We start from the raw sequence: 22,082 nt of genomic DNA on the forward strand, positions 1-22,082 counted from the left end.
GAATAAAACTAGAAAAACAAAAGGAAAAAGTATCGGTATGTACCGTGAGATGCTAATACGATATGTTCTTCCTCAGCGTAAGCTATTAATGGGCCTCACCTTGCTTTTACTTTTTTCGATTAGCCTGCAGCTTGTCAATCCGCAGATCATCCGGTTTTTTATTGATACAGCTCAAGGAGAAGGAAGCATTACAGCGCTGTATTATGCGGCTGGGTTGTTTATTGTATTCTCCGTGCTTCAGCAGGGAGTCTCTGTGGCCGCTGCCTATTTCAGTGAAAATCTGGGTTGGAAAACGACTAATAAACTCCGTGCCGAATTGGTAGAGCACTGTCTTTCACTGGATATGAGCTTTCACAAAACACAGACTTCAGGCTCATTGATCGAAAGAGTGGATGGAGATGTTAATGCATTGGCGAACTTCTTCTCCAGCTTTATTATCCATCTGTTTGGCAACCTGCTGCTTATGATCGGAATATTAGTTTTACTGTATCGGGAAAATTTCTGGATTGGACTTGTGATGACCGTGTTCGTGGTAGGAGCCATATATGTTATTCAGCATATTCGCCGTTTTGCCGCGCCGGTATGGAAGAAATGGAGAGAGCTTAACGCTGAGTTCTATGGTTTTATTGGAGAGCATCTGGAAGGAACGGAGGATACGAGAGCGAATGGTGCAGCAGGCTATGTGATGAACCGATTCTATGAGTTAACCAGACGTATGCTGCCTGTACGAGTTCGGGCTTTTATTGGTTTCTGTCTAATGTGGAGTACCTCGATCCTTGTATTTGCACTCGGAAACGCTGCAGCTTTTATCGTATGTGCAATCCTATGGGTAAATGGCCAGGGAGTGCTGACGATTGGCTCTGTCTATCTGGTGTTCTATTATACGGAACTTCTGGCAAAGCCTATTGAAAAGATTCGGACACAGCTGGAGGATTTACAGAAAGCGGATGCCAGCTTGACACGTGTCCGTGATTTACTCGCGACCAAGCCGCTGATACAAGACGGTCAAGGTGCACCGCTGCCAAGCGGCCCTTTATCTGTGGAGTTCAGTGATCTTAGCTTCTCATATGAAGAGGATGCAAAGACACTGGAAGATCTTCATTTCCGGCTTGAGCCAGGACAGACGCTTGGACTGCTGGGACGTACAGGCAGCGGTAAGACAACGATCGCACGTCTTTTGCTTCGCTTCTATGATCCAGAGTTCGGGAGCATAAAGCTTGCTGGTACCGACATCCGGGACTGTAAGCTTCATGAGCTTCGAAGGAAAGTAGCAATGGTCACGCAGAATATTGAGATTCTTGAAGGCACAGTCCGTGACAATCTGACCTTATTCGATGACAGCATTGCTGATCAGCGTATTGAAGAGGTATTGATGCAGCTGGGATTAGCAGATTGGCGCGCTTCGCTTCCGGAAGGACTAAATACGATGCTGTCTTCAGGAGGCGGAGGCTTGTCTGCCGGTGAGGCGCAGCTGCTAGCTTTCGCCAGAGTATTTCTGACTGAGCCGGGACTTGTTATTTTGGATGAAGCTTCATCCAGGCTGGACCCGTTGACAGAATACCGGATCGAAGCGGCGATTACCCGTCTTTTACGCGAAAAAACATGTATCATAATTGCTCATCGTCTAGCGACCGTACAGCGGGCAGATCGCATTCTTATTTTGGAGAATGGACGCACGATTGAAAGCGGGTACCGAGAGAAGCTAGCAGCTGATCCGAATTCGCGGTTTAGCCGAATGCTTTCGGTCGGAGCAGAGGAGGTGCTTGCATGAAGACAAGGCATTTTTTCTGGTCGCTTATCAAATATCGGCCTGGTCTATATTTACTAAACTTACTTGCATGGTCACTCATACATATGGCACCACTGGTTCCCGGGCTGCTGACGAAAGCTTATTTTGACTATTTGGAAGGGAATATATCGCTCTCCTATGGAGCATGGGGGATTGCAGCCTTACTGGTAGGCGCTGCTCTGGGAAGAATCGCAATTATCTTCGGTGGTTTCATGACCGATGTACATTTTCGTTTTCGAACCAGCATGTTAGTTAGGCGAAATATGTTGGCTCATATCCTGAAGGAACCTGGGGCACGAGCTATACCATGCTCACCAGGAGAGGCCATTAGCAACTTCCGGGATGATGTTGAACAAACGGAGGAAGCTGTAAGCTGGTCGGTTGACACCTTGGGCTTGATCGGCTTTGTCATTGTGGCAAGCTGGATCCTCGTCTCCATAGATCTTCAGCTAACGGTTCTCGTTTTTGTTCCGTTGATCCTCGTAGTGACTGCAGCTCAGATTGCTACCGCACGGATTCAGAAATACCGGGCAGCGAGCCGTGAATCAACCGCTAAAGTCACAGGGGCTATAAGCGAGATGTTTGCCAATGTTCAGGCTATTCAAGTCGCTGGAGCTGAGAAGCGGGTCGTGGAGCGCTTTGCGAGATTGAGCGAGAACAGACGGGAGTCTATGGTTAAAGATAAATTACTGACGGAAACCCTGTCATCGATATTTACGAATTCCGTCAATCTGGGTACCGGACTAATTCTTGTACTCGCAAGTTACAAAATGCGCAGCGGAAGCTTTACTGTTGGCGACTTGGCCTTATTCGTTTATTACCTGACTTTCGTTACACAGCTCATTTCTAACGCAGGTAATTTTATGACCTTTTATAAACAGATGGGAGTCAGCTTTCAACGTATAAAAATCATGCTGCAGGGCGCACCGGCATCCTTGCTCACCGCAGCAAATTATATTGGTATTGGACGAGGGAAGAGAACAAATGTTCGAGACGGCTCATTTTCGTCTTTAGATGGTGGTGCTGGGACCATGGGACAAGATCATGAGAACCCGTCACCCGGTGGGGTTCAATCGGAAATATCCGAAGCAGAAGGTGAACAACTCGATCCGGCAGTTCAAGCCCCTCCATTAGAGCTGCTTCAAGTGCAAGGGCTTAGTTATCGATATCCGGATACAGGGCGCGGAATTCAGAATATTAATCTTCAAATCAAGCGGGGTTCATTTACGGTTGTGACCGGAATGATCGGCAGTGGGAAAACAACACTGGTCCGCTCCATACTAGGCTTACTACCAGCACAGTCTGGGGAGATCCGGTGGAATAATGAAAAAATTGAGGAGCCGGCTGATTTTTTCATTCCGCCGCAAAGCGCTTATACCGCACAGATTCCACGATTATATAGTGACAAGCTTCGAAATAACATTTTGCTAGGGATAACAGAGAAGCCGGGAAGTTTACAGCGTGCGCTTCATGCCGCGGTGATGGAAGAGGATATCAAGCATCTTCAGCAAGGTTTGGATACGATGGTGGGTCCACGCGGTGTGAAGCTCTCTGGAGGGCAGGCTCAGCGGACAGCTGCGGCAAGAATGCTGGTAAGGGATGCTGAACTGTATGTATTTGATGACCTGTCCAGTGCGCTTGATGTGGAGACCGAACGGCAGCTATGGGAACGTCTGTTCCATGAGCGTGAAGATGTGACCTGTCTGGTCATTTCGCACCGCAAGTCAGCACTTTCTCATGCCGACCATATTGTCGTTTTGTCGGGTGGTCAGATCGAAGCAGAAGGGACCGCCGACGAGCTTCTGGTCAAGAGCGAAAGTTTCCGTCAGCTATGGCACGGTGAAGAAACAGGTTGAAGGAAATGAAACAATAACAATCAAGTGCCAGAATGACAACGAACCACTCCTCAAATTCGAAAAAAATGCGGTAACATCTGGTAATCCTATTAAAGATATATTTAAATCGGCTATAATGAAAGATAAAAGAGCAATAGAATATAACAGCTCTCTTGCTATAATAAGAGATATAAAAACTAACATGTTGGATAAGGAGAAGCTATGGGACATAAAGATTTTCTACCAATCATACTAGGAAGCGATGAAAACGCGTATGGCAACGCCAGACTCATTCATGAGACGTATCAAATTAAGCCACTACTATTGTGTACACGGCTGTTAATACCAACCATGCACAGTAATTTATTTAATCTCGTTCAAGTCGATCGATTTGACCATGATGATGTATTTCCCGGAGCGCTGCTTTCCATATTGGAAAAACATGCGGTTCCGAATAAGAAAATAGTGGTTATTCCGTGTTCGGATTACTATGCTAGTCTGTTGACCAGACACTATTCCAAGTTTAAAGGACTCATTGCGAATCACTTTATTTCCGAGGAATTGCTTAACACGTTTGACACGAAGGATAAATTCTATAAGCTATGTGATCAGCATGGACTGAATTATCCAAAGACGATTGTCTGCGAGCCGCAGGAGCGGGAAAATGCTCTGGAACAAATGGATTTTGACTTTCCTATTGTTGTAAAGCCGGAAAACAGTAATGCCTATGAATACCTGCATAGTGAATTTGAAGGTAAGAAGAAAGTGTTCTTCTTTGATACGAAGGAAGACTATTTAAAGATGGTTAGAAGTATGAATAAGTCCGATTATAGCGGGAAATTAATTATCCAAGAGTTTATTCCCGGCAGTGACAATTCCATGAGGGTCATCAACAGCTATTCCGATGAGAATGGAAAAGTTAAAATGATGTGCCTGGGACAGCCTGTTATTGAGGAATATGCACCGAAAACCCTTGGGAACTATGCTGCGATTATATCTCGTTCTGATATGGAGCTGTACCAGCAGGTAAAGACTTTTCTTGAAGATATCGGTTATGTCGGCTTTTCGAATATCGATATGAAATATGACAATAGAACAGGCAAGTATATGATGTTTGAAATTAATCCGCGATTAGGCAGAAGCAGCCTTTTTGTCAGAGCAGCAGGGCTTAACATGATCAAGGTGCTTATTGACAACGTGGTATACGGCAAAGATGAAGAATGTGTATACGGTGAGAAGAAAGGCCTTTGGACCAATGTTCCGAAAGCCGTATTACAAAAGTATGTCGCTGATCCGAATTTATCTAAAGAAGTAAATGAAATGTATAAACAAAAAAAGGTACTCAGATCACTTTGGTATAAAGAGGACTTAAACCTGAAGCGGATGCTAAGAATTGCTCGATATAACTACGGACATATCAAAAATTTCCGGAATTATTATTTTAAAAAGCAATAAGTGGACCTTAATCAAAATGAGTTCGGTGAATGTACCGGACTCATTTTTTTATTTTTGCAATGTTATTGACTGCGGCTAATAAAGATTGATTAGAGGCCAATTTCATTAAACTAACCGGCAGGTTTGTATGAATTAGTATGTAACTAATCCTTAGTTTTTTCCGTTATTTAAATAAGCGTATAAATGGATTTAGCTAACCGGTTTATTTGAAAAGTAATGGAGGTTGGGTGATTACGTATGCAAAAGATAAAAATGGAGTGTATGAGATTACTTGAATTTATAACTTTTTTTATATCTGGCTTTTTATTTACTTATTACATACTAAGCAGTATGTATAAAGATGTTGGTATTGACGTTTTGGGCAACATTTGGGTGAATTGGTTCGGAGTGTCCTATTTCTTATTTGCACTTTATACAATCATTGCTGGACTACTTATTAAGAAAAATACTATTTATTTTACTCAACGTCTTCAATCTAAAACCTTTTGGTTTCTTTTTGTGATTTCAATTTATACTATATTTATTCCTTTTATAATCGGGGAAAACCCTTTTTAAACCAGGTATCAGCATCCGGTAACGAATTAAAACAAGAAGTTATCGTCAAAAAGGGGGAACCGGATAAAAAAATTCATTTTTTTAATAGTTTGTGCTGCATTGGCTTTCACTGTTTATAGCAGCCTTGAACTATTGGTAGTGGCAGAAGGATCCTCTGTAACATCTCGATTTGTCGAAACTGACTAATAATAGATCCTAAAGATTTGAAAGAATTAGTTACACACTCGACATTAATTGTCAGAGGTAAGCTACACCATTACGGTGTGGAAGATGAAATAAGCTTCCGCTCAGAATTAAGCACGGGTCATGAACTAATCTTTCACTTGGTTTTCAACAAGACAACCGGTAAGTATACTGACGTACATCCTACCGCAAGTTATCTAAAAGTTAATGCGGATAATAAGGTGGAATCGATGTTCAACAGCACAAAAGAATTTTTGACCTTGAAAGATGAATCTTATGATGAAATAAAGAAAAAAATCCAGGTTATCAAATAAATATGAAAGAAGATAGAAAGACATCACGCTCAATTAAAATTTTTTTGGGGTTGATTGAACGAGTTAAACAATCATAGACATATGTACAAAATACGAGTTTTGTGTAAAAGTAATAAAGAAAACCACACAACAGCACGGTTTTAACGATCCATATTATTAACTGCCTTTCTCATTTCTTCATCCGTTAAGTGTGTATAAATCATTGTCGTTTGTATCGATGAATGCCCCAATTGATTCTTTAATCGTGGTACATCGTTATTCTCCTGATGGTATCGTGTTGCAAACGAGTGTCTTAAGGAATGCACCGTCAACGCCGGCTTACCAAAAGCTGCAGCGTATTTTTCAATCAACTTTTCAATCGATCTTGGTGTTAATCTCCGGTTTTTTCCTTTTCGGCCGATTGGCGCTGCTATAAATAAGTAATTTTCGGATTTTTCCGCTTTATAACGCGTTTCTCTGATCTTCAGGTAATTCTCCAGATCAACCGATGCTTGTTGACTAAAATACACATATTGCTCTTTATTGCCTTTACGCAGTACACGAACTAAACCTTTATTCATATCCAAATCCTCAACGTTGATTCCTGCCACTTCAGACAATCGGAGTCCGGACCCCAGGATCAAGGATACAATCGCTGTATCCCGCTCACGATTAAACTCATGGAAACGATATATTCTAGTATTGGATTTATTCTGCACACCGTAATCATAAGCGACAAATTGCCGGAATAACTCAAAATCGTCTTCACGGAGTATTTTGCCTTCAATGCGGTTAGCGATCGTTTCCTGGGTTTCTTTTACGGTATTGAATTCGATTTTGGCCATTACATTACGCTGGATATATGGCTTTAGATCTGAAGTTTCCGCTTTATTTTGCAAATAATCAAACAATGACTTCAACGCAGACAGCTTACGGTTAATCGTGTATTTGGTGTTGCCCAGCTGATACTCCAGAAACGATAAAAAGTTCTCAACCTCACGAACCGTTAAGCTTTCTAATGTGGCTAATGAAATATCTTTACGTGTTGCAGCTGCAAGCTTATCAGAAACAAGCCAATCAAAAAAGATTATGTAATCGTGACAATAATTCAGGAGCGTTGTATGCGACAATTTACGTTTGCGGCTATCTATGTATTCAGTTACGTACCATGGTAACTCGGTTAGTTTATCGTCAATTCGTTTCATGTAATGTGATTTCGTGCTTTTATCCATAACCAGTCGCCTCCTTATGTTACTATGATAATATATCCATTAATTATTCGTCAAATTATTATTTTACGTAATAATGAACTTGCGCAAGACTTCCCATCAGTCGGTGCTTCAACGCCAAAACTACCCTACTATATATATACTGTCATATTCCATAATCCGTGAGAAAACGAAACCTGCAAACCCGCATGGCTTCGTTACTGTTGTTCCACAATCCATTAGAAGACATTTCGTGTATCGACCTGAAAATAGTCTTTATTCCGGAATTCATTAGAAAAAATTCAATGCACTCGTTAATTAAGTATTCACCAGAAGTATATTTATGCACCTTCAGTATCCCTTAAGATTCAATTCAATCTTACAATAAAAAAGCATTTGACTTTGGAAAACAGACCCATTTCCATTGCGTATTCACTCTCTGATACTAAATCAGGGTTATACCCTCGAACTATCGCCAACTTTATCTCATTAGTATATTTAGTCATAAAAACTGCACCTCCAATTGTTAGAGTGTTTCTAACAATCGGGGTGCACTTCAAATCAGCGACTTCTAATGTTACTATCTTTTTTACACACAACAGGTTATGCTGCTGTACCTGTTCCAGTTCCCTTCAGATTCCGCCTTACGGTAGACACCATTGCTATTGGCTAATACTAGGCGCTTGTCAGCCACAACTTCCGGAGTTTTACCGTATAAATGACCCCCCTGCTGGGCGTACCGCAACAAAAACCCGTACTAATTAGTACGGGTTTTTAATTACCAATTAATTTAATGGGAGTGATAGATACATTATTGTAACTGCATATCTACCTGCACATAATCATATTTTTGCTCTTTTGGATAAGTTTAATATACGAATCACTCTTTAAATTTTTGGATGATATCTGCTTCAGTCAAATTCACTTCCTGAAATTCAGCTTTGATTTTCTCATTATTTGTAATAGCAACAACCATATTGTCTCTCAGTTGAAAAATAAATGGTTCAATCATACCAAAGTAACTTGAAGGACTTGATGGTGAAGGAGCTAATGTGAAGATATATTCTTCATTATTTGTTAATGAAGCTTGAAGAGGAGCAGATACCCCTTTGTAGTCTCCACCAGGAACAGCTACTTTAATCTTGCTATTCACTTCCACGTTACCCTTTAAAACCTGCACCACCTCCACATCGTAATCGGTTCCTGGGACACTAACGGTATTGTCTTCTTTTGTCGGATCTACCGAATCTCGTCTAAGGTTACGTGTCGTTCCAGAATCACTAATAATCTTGCCAATAACTACAACCGGTGAAGATTCAAATGCTAGATCTATGTTATTAGTCGTAGCTTCCTTTACCGCACCATGCGACGATTCGTTAATTTCCGTATAAAAAAAGAAAAGCAGAGTAGCAAAAGTAAAAGCGCCCAAAATCGTTATTAAGTAGCTTTTAACTTTATTAGCCATCACATTCCCTCCCTAGATATCGACTCAAGGATACATTGCATTAATACCATTTATGTCATCTTTTAGTGGGATAGTATCGGTGTAAAGACCATATGCGCTCATAACCGTTGGTGGAACTGTTGAGTGCCCGAGACCAATAAAGTGTCCAATTTCATGCAACGCCGTATTAATTTGAAGATTTGTTTTATTTTTAGATCCTGAATAATTATAAAACCAAAGATTATTTAAACCAGCATTACCGCTGCTGGCTTCGGAGGTAAAAGGCTTACAATACAAGAAAGCTCTTCCCATATTGCTTCCTTCCTCGTTATAAATCCCAAAAACATTTGCTGTGGTTAAAGTATAGTCATGTGACAGACCAATTTTGGTTGGTGTATCGTTCCATCCGACTACGGCACGGGCAAATATGTTTTTGTAATCACTTGGTGTATCCCCAATAAACTTGTATTCTATGTTACCAGGAGATTTCCATGTTCCACACATGTTGTTTTCGTTGTTGTAAGCAAGAGCATAAGAACTAAACGTAAAAGATAAAACGATCATAAAAACTAAGATATGCATTAATTTTGTTTTAGATTTCACAATAATTTCCTCCTATCTTTTTTCATTGTGTATCTTACTATACTCCTCCTATTCCTCCTTTCCTTGGGTAGTTACTTAAACATCTGCAAATTATTTATAGAAAATAGATGATGACCAAAACCTGTATGTTTTTCGATTTTTCCCATAATTAATCCGCTTACTTTAGAAACACTTTAATTCAGAAAAAGTTACAGGATAAAATAAAAAACAGGGATATTTTCTGGCCGCAATTACAACTTGCATGAAATTTTACATTGAAGTTTGTTAAAGTTTAGACACTAATTGAGCAACTTCTTCAAACGTTCATTTCTCTCCACTGCCGTCCAGAAATTCTCCTTGACTCGGGACACGAACTTGTACCGATAACATAAAAAGCCGCTAATAGCGACTTTCAATGTGACCATGTTCTTGTCCCCCGACACTTGTTTAATCCGCGTCGCAACTTCTCGCGATCAGCTAAGAAAAGTAGTTAATTTTTTGTCGGGTAAACGTCTTGAATTTTTTCATAAACATCTTTTTATAAATCATAAAAAACAAAACTCCAATCACACCACCAGTTGTATTCAATATGAGATCATCAATATCTACAGCATGTGGCCCTTCATACCCATACTCATAGCCCGAAACACTATAATTCACAAAAAATTGAAATATTTCTATGAACAGCGATGTTAGAAAAGTGACTAAAATCACTTTATACTTTTTACCTATAACCCCCAGTGAAAGTAAAGCGAATGCTAGTGGTGATAACAACAATAGATTTCCTAAAGTCTGCAAGATAGTTACAGGCACCGCTATTACGAATAAATCACTGAAAATGGTTTTAAAGGGAATTAAGTTAATTTGGTCTACATGCACAAAATGGTTTCCTAAATATTTTTGCGTAAAATAATAAGGAATATAGACAGAGGTTACTAACGAATGTAAAACGTATAAATAAAGCACTAAAAAAAATGAAATAAACTGCTCAATCCTATTGGTTACGGTCGATTTACTAATCAACCAAATCGATAATAACAAGATCAAGCCAAAATTCACAATCAAATTCACATAATCTAAGAACCTTACACCTTCAAATAAGACTGTTCTGCATGTATAAATAAAATAAAGAAGAGATGCTGCAAGCAAGCTGTACCATTTATTAATATTCAGCATGTTTTCTAACCCCTTTTCAAATTTGGACTCGTCATCTCATGTAAAAACGATTTGTTGACATTGAAAGTTTCGATTTTGTCTAATCGGTAATCGGAACATGTTCTTGTCCTTTTCGGCAATCGGTACAAGTTCTTGTCTTTGGCCTTGGACAAGAACTTGTACCGATAAAATAAAAAAAAGCCGCTAATAGCGACTTTCAATGGGACCATGTTCTTGTCCCTCGACAATTATTATTATCACCTACCCCAAAGTTGAAATAATTTGCGCAACTTAATCCCCCTTGATGTATCGAGGTTCCATCAAACGACTCAATGATTGATCGGGAAGAGCACGTTTTAATGAATCCAACAGAAGCACTATGGTCGAATTGATCTCCTGTTTCATATGTAGCTAAACTAGGATTAAATAGAGAAAAGTCAGATTTACGTCCAACAATATCAAAACCGCCTGCATATAGCTTGATTCGAACTGTCCCAGAAACAAAACGTTGGGTTGATTCAATATAAGCTAGTAAGTCTTGATGGTAAGCAGAAAACCACAGACCATTGTAAACCATATCTGAGTATTCCCGTGAAATAAAGGACTTTAATCGAGACTGTTCTTTTGACAGAGTTAAAGATTCCAAGGCTGCATGGAAGCATGTAGGAGTACTGCAGCCGGAGCCTCGTAAATTTCTCTCGTTTTTATTCCAACTAATCGATTTTCTACGTGATCAATGCGTCCGACCCCGTAACTTCCCCCAAGTTCGTTTAAATTCTCTATGAGCTGAACCAGATCAATGCGCTCATTATTTAGAGATACTGGCCTACCCGCCTCAAAAGAAATTTCTATGTATGTTGCTTTACTTGGACATTCTTCTGGTGATAAAGTCCATTCGAATGCTTCTCTTGGAGGCTCAACCCAAGGATCTTCAAGCGCACCAGCTTCAACACTTCTTCCCCATAAGTTCGGATCAACACTGAAAAGACTTTTACTATGAGTCACTTCTATAATTTTAAAAAGACCTGGAGTACAGCCAAAATGAGTGATCTTTTCACCAATTAATAAATCAACAAAGGTTTTAGGCTTCATTAGGGTTTGTGTTTGAATGATTAATGTTCCACCCGATAACAAGGTGTACATGATCTGGCATCATGTGACCTTCTATGATCTCCACTCCCTTGTATTTAACCGCTTGAATATTTCGATTAAGTCTTTCCTCACTTGATTATAGATCTCTTTCCGTCTATACTTCGGGGTGAACACGATGTGGTATTTGCACATCCATTTCGTGTGGGCTAGACTATAGCTCTTGTTTGCCATCATTATTGAGCCTGAACATCTCAATTTTATGGGAATGGTCTTGTTGGTCAAACCCTTCCTCCACCCGCATAGCGGGTGGTTTTTTGTTTCGCGCGTTTCACGCACTAACTGGCTGAAGCCGTAACAAAAACAGCCGATCCCGTTAATCGGCTGTTTCTCGTTTTTATTGAACTACCGTTTAGTTTTTTATGAAAAATTGGATAGTATCGTAATACTCCTAGGTACCGTACTCAATAATAAATCTTCTTTGGGTGCTCCTTTAAAAGATTTTCTCCACGTTTTCTTAGTTCGTCGTGTTGATTCCGAGTGAGGCGATTAAAGATATACGCATGTTCAAGCTTTCTTGGGTCATTCTAGCCATCCTACTCGTTGCTTATTTAGCCAGTGAATTTATTCAGGTACCGGTAGTAGTTTGTTATCAATAAAAGTGATATAAGAAGATATGCTCTGTTATTGAATAGTATCTTATAATGCTTATGTAAAGGACAAGAACTTGTACTGATTGCCGGAATGGACTCGGTATTAACAATCAGTAAGTCGCTTCCTCATTAATGCATTTTCTAATTCTATTCCTCTTATTAGCACTTTCTTACGTTCAACAATGTCAAAACCGAATTTTCTATAGAAATTCTGTGCAGTCAAACTGACGTGTGAGGTTAATTGTAAAAGTTTTTTTTCATTCGCTTCTTTTAGAATATGCTTCATCAGCAGCTTTCCAATGCCTTTACCGGAATGTCCACCACGCACAAAGAAATGATCTATATAACCAGTGTCTTGGAGGTCCGCATACCCCAATATTTTACTTCCATCGAGTAATACATATGGATTAATGCTTTTCATTCGATCTATCCATTCTTCTGAATTTATATGATCAGGAGCCCATGCTTCCAATTGCTGTGCACTATAATCATTTTTGGCATTCTCTCTGATTGATGAGACGAATATATCCATCAATTGAGACTCTTCTCCATACTGGTATTTTCTTATTTCCATTCTCACACCTCATTTATTTAGATATTTGTCCTAACCTACTGTGCAGGACTAATTTTTACTCCTTTTAATTTTATGATTCATCATTACTCAGTAGTGGGCTGGTTTCCCCCTCGTCAAACCGTACGAGCTGTTTTCCCGCATATGGCTTTCCGATGTTCATCACCTTGCGCAGTAGAGCTCCCCCAAGCACTCCCTCGGTTCAGTCCTAAATGACCGAGAACCATTGCGAACTTTCTTGGATGCAGATTTCTTGTTCATATCTTCGAGATCTTTCCGACTCGTAACAAGCAAATGTCTTATTGTCAGCAACGATACGGCAAGAACATCTGGTTCAATTTTTATCTTGGGACGCTTACCGATTGCAGTGACCAAAGCGATTTCTCCGTTAGGGGTGGTTAATTTTTTTAAGCCCGAGTAAGCTTATCCGGGTTTCGTACAATGTAGATTCCGGCAATCTTTCCGTGTCTGAGTTGTAAAAATATAGCCGCCACTGTTTCGTCCCCTGAGCGGAGCACTATACTGGTCTCGCCGTTGAGAGGAGCAATCTCGGAGAAAAGACTACCCCGATAGTAGGGTTTTATGCCTTCAAACGCACCTGCAAGGATTCGTGCCACTTGATCGCGCGTTTGTATCGGACGCGTAAAGGCGAGCACTTTTCCGCCTCCGTCAGAGACGAGCATGACGTCTTCAGTCAGCAGTGACAGAATCTGATCGACGTTTCCTTGTTCGAAGGATGTGAGGAAACGGCTAACCCAATCCATTTCGGCCGCTTCAGCCACGACCGGATCCCCCACGGATATTCCAATTTTGCTTCTTGCCCGGCTCATTAGCTTCCGGCAATTCGCCTCTTTCTTATCGAGCAGTTTGGCTATTTCGGGATAATCAAAGCCCAGTGCCTCACGCAGGACGAAAACCACTCTCTCTGTCGGCGTCAGCCTCTCGAGCAAAACGAGCATGGCGTAAGATAGCATATCGCGGCGGACAACCGTCGACTCGAGCGTTTCCTCCTCCGGCGTACGAAAAGGTTCGGGGAGCCACGGACCGACGTATATTTCCCTTTTCCTCCGCGCCGACTTCTGCAGATCGAGGCAGCGATTGGTTACCATTTTGCACAAATACGCCTTAGGCTCCTCCAATCGTTCGGGATGTACATCGTACGCCTTTATAAATACGTCCTGTTATAAATACGTCCTGTACCGCATCTTCCGCTTCCGCCGCAGAACCCGTTATCTGATAAGCCAGCGTGAATAGGAGCGATTTATATTGACAGTATAATTCTTCCAATCGCTGTCCCTCCTTTCATTTCTATCTAAGCATACTGGCAGTATCCTCTACCAGCTTTTTGATTCTCCCCGGAAGCTTTCCCGTCAAGATCACATCGAGTCCCCATGTACGTATCCAGAACACTCCATTTTGCGGAAGGTGTCAATCGTTTGTCACGATAATACATTCACGAACCCTCACTGCCTTAAGTGACCGAAGGGAACGGCCGCGAGTCGGTTAGGCAGTGCAGGGTTGTCCGTCTGACTTCACTTCTTTGAAAATCATCGGCGCGGACCAAGGGGTGGCAGCCCTGCAGCGTGAATCGAGTGTTATTTGATGACATTGCCATCTTCGAACTATCTTTCATACAATCTCTTTATCTCGGAAATTTCTTGACCGATTAGTTGAACCTTATAAATGTCTGGCATTGAAGTTGATTGCCAGAAACCAAAATCAAAGCGTTTATTTAAGGCATTCAACATCAAAGTCATAATGTCACCATGTGTTCCGACCACAACTCTCTGATTGTTGTGCTTATTTATTATCTCTAAAAGCACAGTAACAGCTCTCTCCTGGGCATTAAGACTACTCTCGCCTTGGGGAAAGAAAAAGCTAAAATCATTGTAAACTTGCTGCTTAGCTTCCCAAAAGCTTAAGGGATTGAAATCACCAATCATTCTCTCCCTAAGATCTTCTTCAACTAATACATCCATTCCGTAATGGTCCGCTGCAGGAAGTATAGTCCTTATTGCTCTTTCATATGGACTTGAATAGAACACATTTATTCCTTCAAGTGCTAATATATCTCTCACTTTCAATGCGTCCTTCGCACCTGCTTCAGAGAGGCCACGGGCTCTTTCTTGACCTTCAATATACGGAGAATCTGCATGCCTCACGAAGTAAATAATCGTTCCCATTACCTTGGTTCATCCTCCTGTTTAAGATTGCAATGGTTTCAGATAACGTTGGCGTGTTCACGATGTCCCACCGACTTAAGGCCACAACGTGGCCGGGCGCGATGCGCTTAGTCGGTGCGGATGTGTCTGGCTGCTTCTACTTCCCCGAAATCCCTCTGCCAGACCGAGGGGGCTTGCCCCCGCGATGCGTGAACATTATGTTATCGGTAGGTTAGACTTCTTGAATACTCTTCACGGATTGTGTTTTTCTAAAAAGTCTTTATAAGTTTTTTCGTTTTTTTTGAAATGATCTTCATAAACGGAAAACGTATCAGTATTACTAAGCGAAAGCATTAATTGCGTTGCATCTGAACTAATCAATTGTGAACTCGTAATATCACTAGTTTCATTAATGACTTGCTGCTGTTTCACTCCATTGAATAACAAAAGGTAAAAATAATATGAATTAATGGATATGACTCGATACTGAACATCCCGATAATCTAATGTCGGAAGTTCGAAGCGACCTGATCGCACTCCGGATGGATATACATTTCTAATAATTCCATTTTTTAATACTTTTGTTGGTTTCACTAGATTAACTAGTATCGAGAAATTATTGGGTCTCGAATTCTCAGTTCCAAGTATATATGGAATCATTGGAGAAAATAAGTCAATTGGCTGTTTTGAAGCCCTCGCAGTATTAAAAGATAGCTTTAAGAGTACTCTTGCTAGCAAATCGTAATCATATGCAAAATTCACTGTCTCATATTCGCGAACAAAATCTTTAAAAAAACTATCAAATAGATTACACAAATAGTCATCTAACTTAGACAAAGAACCATTATTACAAAATTGACAAACATCTTTAATGACCAGTTCCCCTGCTTGTACCTTATTTGCACGTTCAGAATATCTACCAATATAAGAAGGAACTCTGTTAATAATACCTTTGGGCCAAATATGTTCTTTAGTCAGTGGATTAGTAGTCCCACAGTAAGCACAGGTTTTCAAGAAATATGTCTCCTTATTTATCTTTTTGAGTAAATTTCCGATAACGTTGTTGTATTCACGACGTCCCACCACCTTAAGCCCCGAAAGGGGCGGCCGCGATGCGGTTAGGTGGTGGGATGTGTCCGGCTGAATCTGCTTCCTTGCTGCTGAGATACTTCCCCGATTCCACAACTGACTGCTGCCGGACCGAGGGCGAATGCCCAATGCGTGATTATGGTGTTATAGGTTGTGAGCGCCTCCTATGAGCTACTTACTTGGATTATTTCTTATCTTGCTATCATTTCTTCCAATTCGATATATTGCCTTTCTAAAATATTTGCCTACTTTCTCTAGCTCATTCATTACGTAATTAATTTTATTCTCATCTTGAAACCAGTTATCTTTTTCAACTCCTGTTTTATCAATTACTGGACTTACATGAAAAATCGTTTCAGGCGGAAAAGTAAATTGATAAGTTAATAGTGCTCTTCGTGCATGGTAGTTTTTACAGACAAGGATAACCCTACTAGGAGTTATCCCTTTTTGCTGTATGATGTCCAACGAGAATCGTGCATTCTCAAATGTATTCGTTGCCTGATCTTCCTTAAGGATTGCTTCTGGTGGGACTCCTAATAATATTCCAATATTCCTCAAGTATTGCCATTCGGTTTCTTCTACATGTGGCGTAGAACCGCCTGAAGGTAGGATAAATGGAGCAAATCCTTGATGATACAACATCGCGGCCCTCTCCATTAGTTGAGGATGGCTAGCACCTGGAACCAAAATAACATCGGAATGTTGTAACTCAGTTTCAAAAAACATGTAATCACTGATGCAGTCAAAGGGATATGGCAAACTGAATCCTCCCTAATCTTTTATTTTTGGTTTTAGTCTTGCACTGAATTCCTATAACGTGTTATTTACGAACTTCGTAAATAACTCTATATGTAGAATATTCGTGAAAATGATTGAACTACCCTGCTTGATAGCTAAATAAATGAGATTGATAAATGCAGTTGAATGCTTACTAATCGGTAATCGGCTCATGTTCTTGTCCTTTTCGGCAATCGGTACAAGTTCTTGTCCTTGGCTCGGGACAAGAACTTGTCCCGATAAAACAAATAAAGCCGCTAATAGCGACTTTCAATGGGACCATGTTCTTGTCCCCCGACATTGTTTATATAACTTTCGTTTTTGTACTTTGATTAACAAATCACTATTTTCCTCAAGTATTATTACATTTCTATACTGCATTAACCCCGTTATTTTATTAGTTGCATCGGTTATGTAACGTTCTTCATTTCTTCTGAATTCGTCTACCATATTCCCAAGTGTTTGACTCAGTGGTCTTATTTTTTCATTGTACTTCGTAATCTCTTCAACGTGATTAATCCAATAAACTTTATCTATTGATTTTCTTGCTTCCTGTACTAGAGTCCCGATATTCTGGACTTCACTTGTAATATGCCTTCTGATTTCTGTCTCAATGATTGCAGGGACTAAAATCTTTACTTGATCAAAATCCAATAACGTCTGTAACAACTCATAGGAATCAGCAGAGTGTGATGAGTTGCGAGAAACAATCATGTCGATATAGATGTTAGTGTCGAGAAACAAATACTTCATAGAGCTAGCTCCTTTTACTTTTCCAACTTGTCTCCTTGAGCGAAAAGTGTGGGTATAGAGAACTATTTCGACAAATACCAATAATATCTTTCTTGTCCAGATGTAATCACAAGTTGAATCAAGCGGGATGAAATACTTCCATTCCACCTTCTGACTGTTGATTAAACAAACCTAATTCCTCCATCAAGTTTTCTTTAGGAGCAGCAATCCGGTTGCTTTCACAAATATTACACTTGGTTGTCCACCAATTACCTTTTAGTTTAACAAAGGCAGCCGATCACAATGATCAGCTGCCTTCTTTTTTTTATTGAGCTATCGTGTCCCGTTAGTTCAATCGAACACTCTATTCTTATAATAATCTTCGTAGTTTGAGAAGTGAATACACTGATAAGACAAGCCCAATAATCAAAAACCATAGACCATCTTCTTCGACACTATAAGACTATTCTATCTGTGTATTAGATAACTCCCTCTTATTTAACACCATCAAATCTTATAGGGCTACAAGCTCCTGATGTAATTGGGCAAATGACATGTCTTCCTCAAAAAATTGATTGTTACGCTTAATGCTTTTACTGTCTCATCCACTCATCATTAAATTTCACTCTAAATTCTTCAAGAACTTCTTCAAAGCGAGCAAAACCCGCATCCTTCATTTGTTTTGAAAAACCTATGCTACGCTCAGTCCCATTACAGCTGACCAAAAATACTGAACCATCTTTTGGGCTTTAAGTTTATTCATTCTAGCTATTGTTAAATTAATACCACTTATCAATTTTTTCGATGCTATATTTGAATTTATAATTGGGTCGAAGACTTTCTCATGTAAATACCCCATAAAGCTCTTCTTCTTTTGTCATTAGTAACTCCTCCTCATACTGAGTTTTTCACCTTCGCTATTTAAGTAATAATTTAGTGATCCTTTCACTCGTTGCAAAAAAGAATTAAACCATTTATCTCCTCGCCGTTGGTTAATATCGCCATAATTATTCGGTATGATGCTTCAACTATCCTGCCCGTTAGCTTAATGAATTACGGGCGAAAACCGATTAGATTCATGCCTAATCGGTAATTGGACAATGTTCTTGTCCTTTACGGTAGTCGGTACAAGTTCTTATCTTTGGATCGGGACAAGAACTTGTACCGTTAAAACAAAAAAAGCCGCTAATAGCGACTTTCAAAGGGAGTATGTTCTTGTCCACCGACAATAAATTTTTTCTTTCTTCCGTTGATTTCATGTTCATCATTTGACCTATGCAATATTTTAGTAATATAAAGACGTTTTATATATCAACAACTCTTAACTAACACATGTCTAATGATCTTTGTAATTCATATACAGCCTGTCTTCGGATTACCTCATAAATAAAAAAACTCTTCTTAATTTGAATAGTTTTAAAATTCTTTTGTAGCAAAGTAAGCTACAGTATTTAAACTTGTACTTTTTAAATGCTATTATATTCATTTACTGATACTCTCCCCGAATATGTTCTGAGATACATGTATGACACTATGCCCCTCCTTTTCCAGATCATACGTATGCCATCGGACTTCATACTGAATATCACCCTTCTTCTTTAACGATATAAGATTGTATTCCTCTCTCATAACAGGAAACGCAAATAAATCCTTTAGTATATCAATAAGCTGCTTTGAGATTTTTCAGGGTTATTTTTCTTCATCATTTAATTACTCTTTTCTGAATAGCTATCTTTGATCATGTAACGATGTCTATCAGTGACTAGATTTTGGAATCAACTTTTATAATTGCTATTAAAAGATAATAAAAACAAGGCTCTCATTAGCAGAGCCTTGTTTTTTCGGATTATCGACGTTAAGGTATAAAGAATGTATGAAGATCGTTGAATTATTAATGGTATTCGAATTCGAAAACAACTTCTTTTTAAGTTTAGTCTCCACCTGACATATCTTTATCAGCGGGGCTGTTAATGACTGGAGCCTCATGTACAGTAAATTCTTAAAATTTGGTTTTAACAACTTGAAGAATTATTGAATAATTCTCTTTGAAAGAGAATTGTTGCTAAAACAAAAGGAATGTTTAGCGGAATTTGTAATATATCTAATGACTTGCAAATGTCTTCTCACTATACAGGCATATAGGTATCCAGATCTTCTACTTAATATGTGCCTTAATTTCATTCCATACTTCCGTGTATTGTTCTTTGTTAGCGCTGTTCGATAGTGCCTCCTGCATTGCGGAATCCATTTCTTCCAATGAATGATTTTCTACCCACGTACTTAGTTCATCAGCGACTTCCTTTTGGTAGATTGCAAGAGAGCCATAGACGTTATCATTGATTCCCTCGTGTGCAGGCAACTGTTTGCTATTGCCTAAATATCTATCCAATAACAAGAGCAACTTCTCTGGAACTAATTTTTCTGTATTTCTTAAGGTTTTATCCATCATATCCTGTAAGTATGGCATAGAATCATAACCGCCTGTTGTATTAGGTGCTACATGACTTCCTTTTGCGCTGATAGGTCCGTCATCAATTACATTGATGGTCAGTAACTTTTCGCTATAAGGCATTTCGCCCTCTACTACGTTGTTCTCAAATACATATTTACTAATGGACACTTCATTCTGGTTTGCTAATTCTTCTAGCGAAGAACTTAATATTCCCGGATAATTATCATCTAAGCTTGCATTAAAACCTTCCGGCAATGTTCCATCATTATCTTCATAGGTGTATTTTTTTGTTATTTGGTCGATAGGTACTAATATGTCGGCTGTGTTATGGTTTATTACAATCGGACTACTGAAGGCTTTCGCCATACTAACTGGAGATAACGCTTCCCATAAAGGGTCATTTTCATTTGTGAGAATGTCATTAATAGGCTGAAACGATTTTGATATCATGCCCTGAACCGGCATTATGAAATCAAATAATCCGGTGTTACGGTTAACCTCATCACTCTTCGGAAAATAAACATGAGCATTAAAGTAAATATTTGCGATTGGTGAATTTGCAATCGAAGCTACCGTTCCCATGTGAAGTTGGCTCAGCATTAAGGTCATGTATCCTCCTGCACTGCCTCCAACCATCGCTATTCTTTGTTTATCAATTCCATTCATATTTCTCAGCGTATATAGCGCAGCATTATTGAAAACCAAATCATCTGTAGCTAATGTACCGTTATATTCATTTTTCACATTATACGGTGAAGATGCTGCCCAGCCATTTTTTATATAAGCTACAAAATCAGCAGTATTTTCATTTACTGCATAATGCGGAACAAATATAACGGGAATATCTCCTTGTGCATTTGCCGGCTTGTATAAAACAATTTGCCTTGTATCTACTTCACCATCAGCTTTGATATATTTAACATCAATAATCTCTTTTTCAAATTCATCGGCTGATAAAGTTTCGGCTGCAGTTGCCCCCTGCAATGTGAACGATGCAACTAAATCTGGGCCTAATATATCTTTAAACTTTGAAACAACAGATGCTCCAAATACAAAACAAAAAACGAATACACAACAAATAACCCATAAGAACTTTTTCATAAAAATCTCCCTTTATAGAAATATGATTTTTAATAATGTTGGAACAGACAATTGACCTAATATCCAAGCTACCGCAATAATAACTGCCAATGTTATTATCGCTTTCTTTCTAGCTTTCAAAAATATTGCAACCTTATTCATCTCCATAATTGGCATCCTCCTTTTTGTGCTTTGTTGTCTTTTTAATTTGTCTGCATATTGGTATCTAGATATTTTTCTACGGTTTCTATAAACTTCGCATACAGATTATTGTCATTTTGAAGGGCTTGACAATCTGATATAGCAGATGTAATCTGACGATGTATCAAATGTACCATCCGTTATCTGCAAGTTCAATATACACAAGAAAAATGGCACAAATAAGGAAGGAATGTACCATCATGAATAACGAAGAAAAAAACACGTTTGTAAAAGAACAAATGACGGAAGCTATCATACAACTATTAATGGAATATGAACTTTCCGAAATATCTATAAGTCAAATAACTACGAAAGCGCAGGTGAGCAGAAATTCTTTCTATCGAAATTATGCCGATAAAGAGGATATCTTACTGAAACACATAAACAATTTAATTTCGAAGTGGGATACGGATTATCAACTAATAAATAATAATTCCAACGCAGAACTATTTGGCAGCTTGTTTAAACACTTAAAAGAACATAGCGATTTTTATCTATTGTTAAAAAAACGAAATTTATTTTATCTGTTTTTAAACAAGTTTATTGAGCTTTATGGTTCCAAAACCGAATATGACAATATAACAGCCTATGTTACATCTTTTATAGCCTATGGAACTTATGGCTGGATTGAGGAATGGATTGGCCGTGGCATGCAAGAATCAGCCGAGAGCATGTCGGCACTCCTTTCAACACACGGTATGAAGTAATCAAACGCTGCGGTCATAGCTTTGGCACGCGGAAATCGTACGCAAAGAAAAAATGATCAAACAAGCCGAA

At 39.3% G+C, this 22,082-nt stretch carries 18 protein-coding genes and 3 pseudogenes; 5 read left to right on the plus strand and 16 right to left on the minus strand.

All coding sequences use genetic code 11. From position 1 onward, the window contains the following. Positions 1-49 precede the first annotated feature (49 nt). The 3 genes from BN1234_RS17260 (at position 50) to BN1234_RS17275 (ending at position 5,079) form a co-directional block, all read left to right on the plus strand. Positions 50-1,771, plus strand: a complete 1,722-nt coding sequence (locus tag BN1234_RS17260; protein ID WP_170308079.1) for an ABC transporter ATP-binding protein — start codon at positions 50-52, stop codon at positions 1,769-1,771. Continuing rightward, a complete protein-coding gene (locus BN1234_RS17265; RefSeq protein WP_054957890.1) occupies positions 1,768-3,645 on the plus strand; it encodes an ABC transporter ATP-binding protein in 1,878 nt (625 codons plus the stop codon). Before BN1234_RS17260 ends, BN1234_RS17265 begins: the two co-directional genes overlap by 4 nt. A 201-nt stretch (positions 3,646-3,846) precedes the next feature. Next, on the plus strand, positions 3,847-5,079 hold the full coding sequence (locus tag BN1234_RS17275; protein ID WP_054957892.1) for a carboxylate--amine ligase: 1,233 nt from the start codon (positions 3,847-3,849) through the stop codon (positions 5,077-5,079). A 1,192-nt stretch (positions 5,080-6,271) separates the two neighbouring features. On the opposite strand, the gene xerS is transcribed toward BN1234_RS17275, so the two are convergent. The 8 genes and pseudogenes from xerS to tnpA form a co-directional block, all read right to left on the minus strand. Beyond that, entirely contained in the window at positions 6,272-7,342 is a 1,071-nt protein-coding gene (gene xerS / locus BN1234_RS17290) for a tyrosine recombinase XerS (RefSeq protein ID WP_054957895.1), read from the minus strand. 856 nt (positions 7,343-8,198) lie between these two features. Continuing rightward, positions 8,199-8,783, minus strand: a complete 585-nt coding sequence (locus tag BN1234_RS17295) for a hypothetical protein (protein WP_054957896.1) — start codon at positions 8,781-8,783, stop codon at positions 8,199-8,201. A 24-nt stretch (positions 8,784-8,807) separates the two neighbouring features. Continuing rightward, positions 8,808-9,365 (minus strand): matrixin family metalloprotease, encoded by a 558-nt coding sequence (locus tag BN1234_RS17300; RefSeq protein ID WP_054957897.1) that lies wholly within the window; start codon positions 9,363-9,365, stop codon positions 8,808-8,810. 278 nt (positions 9,366-9,643) lie between these two features. Further along, the gene (locus BN1234_RS22935; RefSeq protein ID WP_281177655.1) at positions 9,644-9,769 is read right to left on the minus strand and encodes a hypothetical protein; all 126 of its coding nucleotides are present in this window, start codon (positions 9,767-9,769) and stop codon (positions 9,644-9,646) included. A 52-nt stretch (positions 9,770-9,821) separates the two neighbouring features. After that, positions 9,822-10,520 (minus strand): VanZ family protein, encoded by a 699-nt coding sequence (locus BN1234_RS17305; RefSeq protein WP_054957898.1) that lies wholly within the window; start codon positions 10,518-10,520, stop codon positions 9,822-9,824. Positions 10,521-10,716: 196 nt separating this feature from the next. Next, complete coding sequence (locus tag BN1234_RS23140) at positions 10,717-11,145, minus strand: adenine nucleotide alpha hydrolase family protein (RefSeq protein ID WP_170308073.1); 429 nt, start codon at positions 11,143-11,145, stop codon at positions 10,717-10,719. Beyond that, the gene (locus BN1234_RS17310) at positions 11,133-11,642 is read right to left on the minus strand and encodes an argininosuccinate synthase domain-containing protein (RefSeq protein WP_054957899.1); all 510 of its coding nucleotides are present in this window, start codon (positions 11,640-11,642) and stop codon (positions 11,133-11,135) included. The genes BN1234_RS23140 and BN1234_RS17310 overlap by 13 nt, the downstream gene beginning before the upstream one ends. Continuing rightward, positions 11,626-11,822: pseudogene (gene tnpA / locus BN1234_RS22005) on the minus strand (IS200/IS605 family transposase); the annotation flags it as partial. The gene BN1234_RS17310 and the pseudogene tnpA, both read right to left, overlap by 17 nt. A 302-nt stretch (positions 11,823-12,124) precedes the next feature. On the opposite strand from tnpA, the pseudogene BN1234_RS22010 reads away from it, so the two are divergent. Beyond that, positions 12,125-12,235: pseudogene (locus tag BN1234_RS22010) on the plus strand (ArsB/NhaD family transporter); the annotation flags it as partial. Between the two features lie 109 nt (positions 12,236-12,344). On the opposite strand, the gene BN1234_RS17315 reads toward BN1234_RS22010, so the two are convergent. The 8 genes and pseudogenes from BN1234_RS17315 to BN1234_RS22940 form a co-directional block, all read right to left on the minus strand. Beyond that, positions 12,345-12,815, minus strand: coding sequence for a GNAT family N-acetyltransferase (locus BN1234_RS17315; RefSeq protein ID WP_054957900.1), 471 nt, complete (start codon positions 12,813-12,815; stop codon positions 12,345-12,347). A gap of 404 nt (positions 12,816-13,219) precedes the next feature. Beyond that, a pseudogene (sigJ, locus tag BN1234_RS17320) lies at positions 13,220-14,099 on the minus strand (RNA polymerase sigma factor SigJ). Positions 14,100-14,434: 335 nt separating this feature from the next. After that, entirely contained in the window at positions 14,435-14,995 is a 561-nt protein-coding gene (locus BN1234_RS17325) for a histidine phosphatase family protein (RefSeq protein WP_054957901.1), read from the minus strand. 231 nt (positions 14,996-15,226) lie between these two features. Then, on the minus strand, positions 15,227-16,057 hold the full coding sequence (locus BN1234_RS17330) for a hypothetical protein (protein ID WP_156337259.1): 831 nt from the start codon (positions 16,055-16,057) through the stop codon (positions 15,227-15,229). A gap of 177 nt (positions 16,058-16,234) precedes the next feature. After that, positions 16,235-16,822: a YdcF family protein gene (locus BN1234_RS17335; RefSeq protein WP_054957903.1), complete on the minus strand. Its 588-nt coding sequence runs from the start codon at positions 16,820-16,822 to the stop codon at positions 16,235-16,237. Positions 16,823-17,110: 288 nt separating this feature from the next. Then, entirely contained in the window at positions 17,111-17,593 is a 483-nt protein-coding gene (locus BN1234_RS17340; protein ID WP_054957904.1) for a PIN domain-containing protein, read from the minus strand. Positions 17,594-19,727: 2,134 nt separating this feature from the next. After that, positions 19,728-21,125, minus strand: a complete 1,398-nt coding sequence (locus BN1234_RS17350; protein WP_054957905.1) for an alpha/beta hydrolase family protein — start codon at positions 21,123-21,125, stop codon at positions 19,728-19,730. Between the two features lie 12 nt (positions 21,126-21,137). Beyond that, positions 21,138-21,272, minus strand: a complete 135-nt coding sequence (locus tag BN1234_RS22940) for a hypothetical protein (RefSeq protein ID WP_281177656.1) — start codon at positions 21,270-21,272, stop codon at positions 21,138-21,140. A 233-nt stretch (positions 21,273-21,505) separates the two neighbouring features. On the opposite strand from BN1234_RS22940, the gene BN1234_RS17355 reads away from it, so the two are divergent. Beyond that, positions 21,506-22,012 carry a TetR/AcrR family transcriptional regulator gene (locus BN1234_RS17355; RefSeq protein ID WP_054957906.1) on the plus strand — a complete coding sequence of 169 codons (507 nt, stop codon included), beginning with the start codon at positions 21,506-21,508 and terminating at the stop codon, positions 22,010-22,012. The last annotated feature ends 70 nt before the right edge of the window (positions 22,013-22,082 follow it).

Source organism: Paenibacillus dakarensis (genome assembly GCF_001373415.1).
GTDB lineage: Bacteria > Bacillota > Bacilli > Paenibacillales > Paenibacillaceae > Paenibacillus_AQ > Paenibacillus_AQ dakarensis.

Bases quoted from the DNA above. Each gene is read 5' to 3' on its own strand.
- BN1234_RS17260 (WP_170308079.1), top strand. From the start codon at position 50: ATGCTAATACGATATGTTCTTCCTCAGCGTAAGCTATTAATGGGCCTC.
- BN1234_RS17265 (WP_054957890.1), top strand. From the start codon at position 1,768: ATGAAGACAAGGCATTTTTTCTGGTCGCTTATCAAATATCGGCCTGGT.
- BN1234_RS17275 (WP_054957892.1), top strand. From the start codon at position 3,847: ATGGGACATAAAGATTTTCTACCAATCATACTAGGAAGCGATGAAAAC.
- xerS (WP_054957895.1), bottom strand. From the start codon at position 7,342: ATGGATAAAAGCACGAAATCACATTACATGAAACGAATTGACGATAAA.
- BN1234_RS17295 (WP_054957896.1), bottom strand. From the start codon at position 8,783: ATGGCTAATAAAGTTAAAAGCTACTTAATAACGATTTTGGGCGCTTTT.
- BN1234_RS22935 (WP_281177655.1), bottom strand. From the start codon at position 9,769: ATGGTCACATTGAAAGTCGCTATTAGCGGCTTTTTATGTTATCGGTAC.
- BN1234_RS17305 (WP_054957898.1), bottom strand. From the start codon at position 10,520: ATGCTGAATATTAATAAATGGTACAGCTTGCTTGCAGCATCTCTTCTT.
- BN1234_RS17310 (WP_054957899.1), bottom strand. From the start codon at position 11,642: ATGTACACCTTGTTATCGGGTGGAACATTAATCATTCAAACACAAACC.
- BN1234_RS17315 (WP_054957900.1), bottom strand. From the start codon at position 12,815: ATGGAAATAAGAAAATACCAGTATGGAGAAGAGTCTCAATTGATGGAT.
- BN1234_RS17325 (WP_054957901.1), bottom strand. From the start codon at position 14,995: ATGGGAACGATTATTTACTTCGTGAGGCATGCAGATTCTCCGTATATT.
- BN1234_RS17340 (WP_054957904.1), bottom strand. From the start codon at position 17,593: ATGAAGTATTTGTTTCTCGACACTAACATCTATATCGACATGATTGTT.
- BN1234_RS17350 (WP_054957905.1), bottom strand. From the start codon at position 21,125: ATGAAAAAGTTCTTATGGGTTATTTGTTGTGTATTCGTTTTTTGTTTT.
- BN1234_RS22940 (WP_281177656.1), bottom strand. From the start codon at position 21,272: ATGGAGATGAATAAGGTTGCAATATTTTTGAAAGCTAGAAAGAAAGCG.
- BN1234_RS17355 (WP_054957906.1), top strand. From the start codon at position 21,506: ATGAATAACGAAGAAAAAAACACGTTTGTAAAAGAACAAATGACGGAA.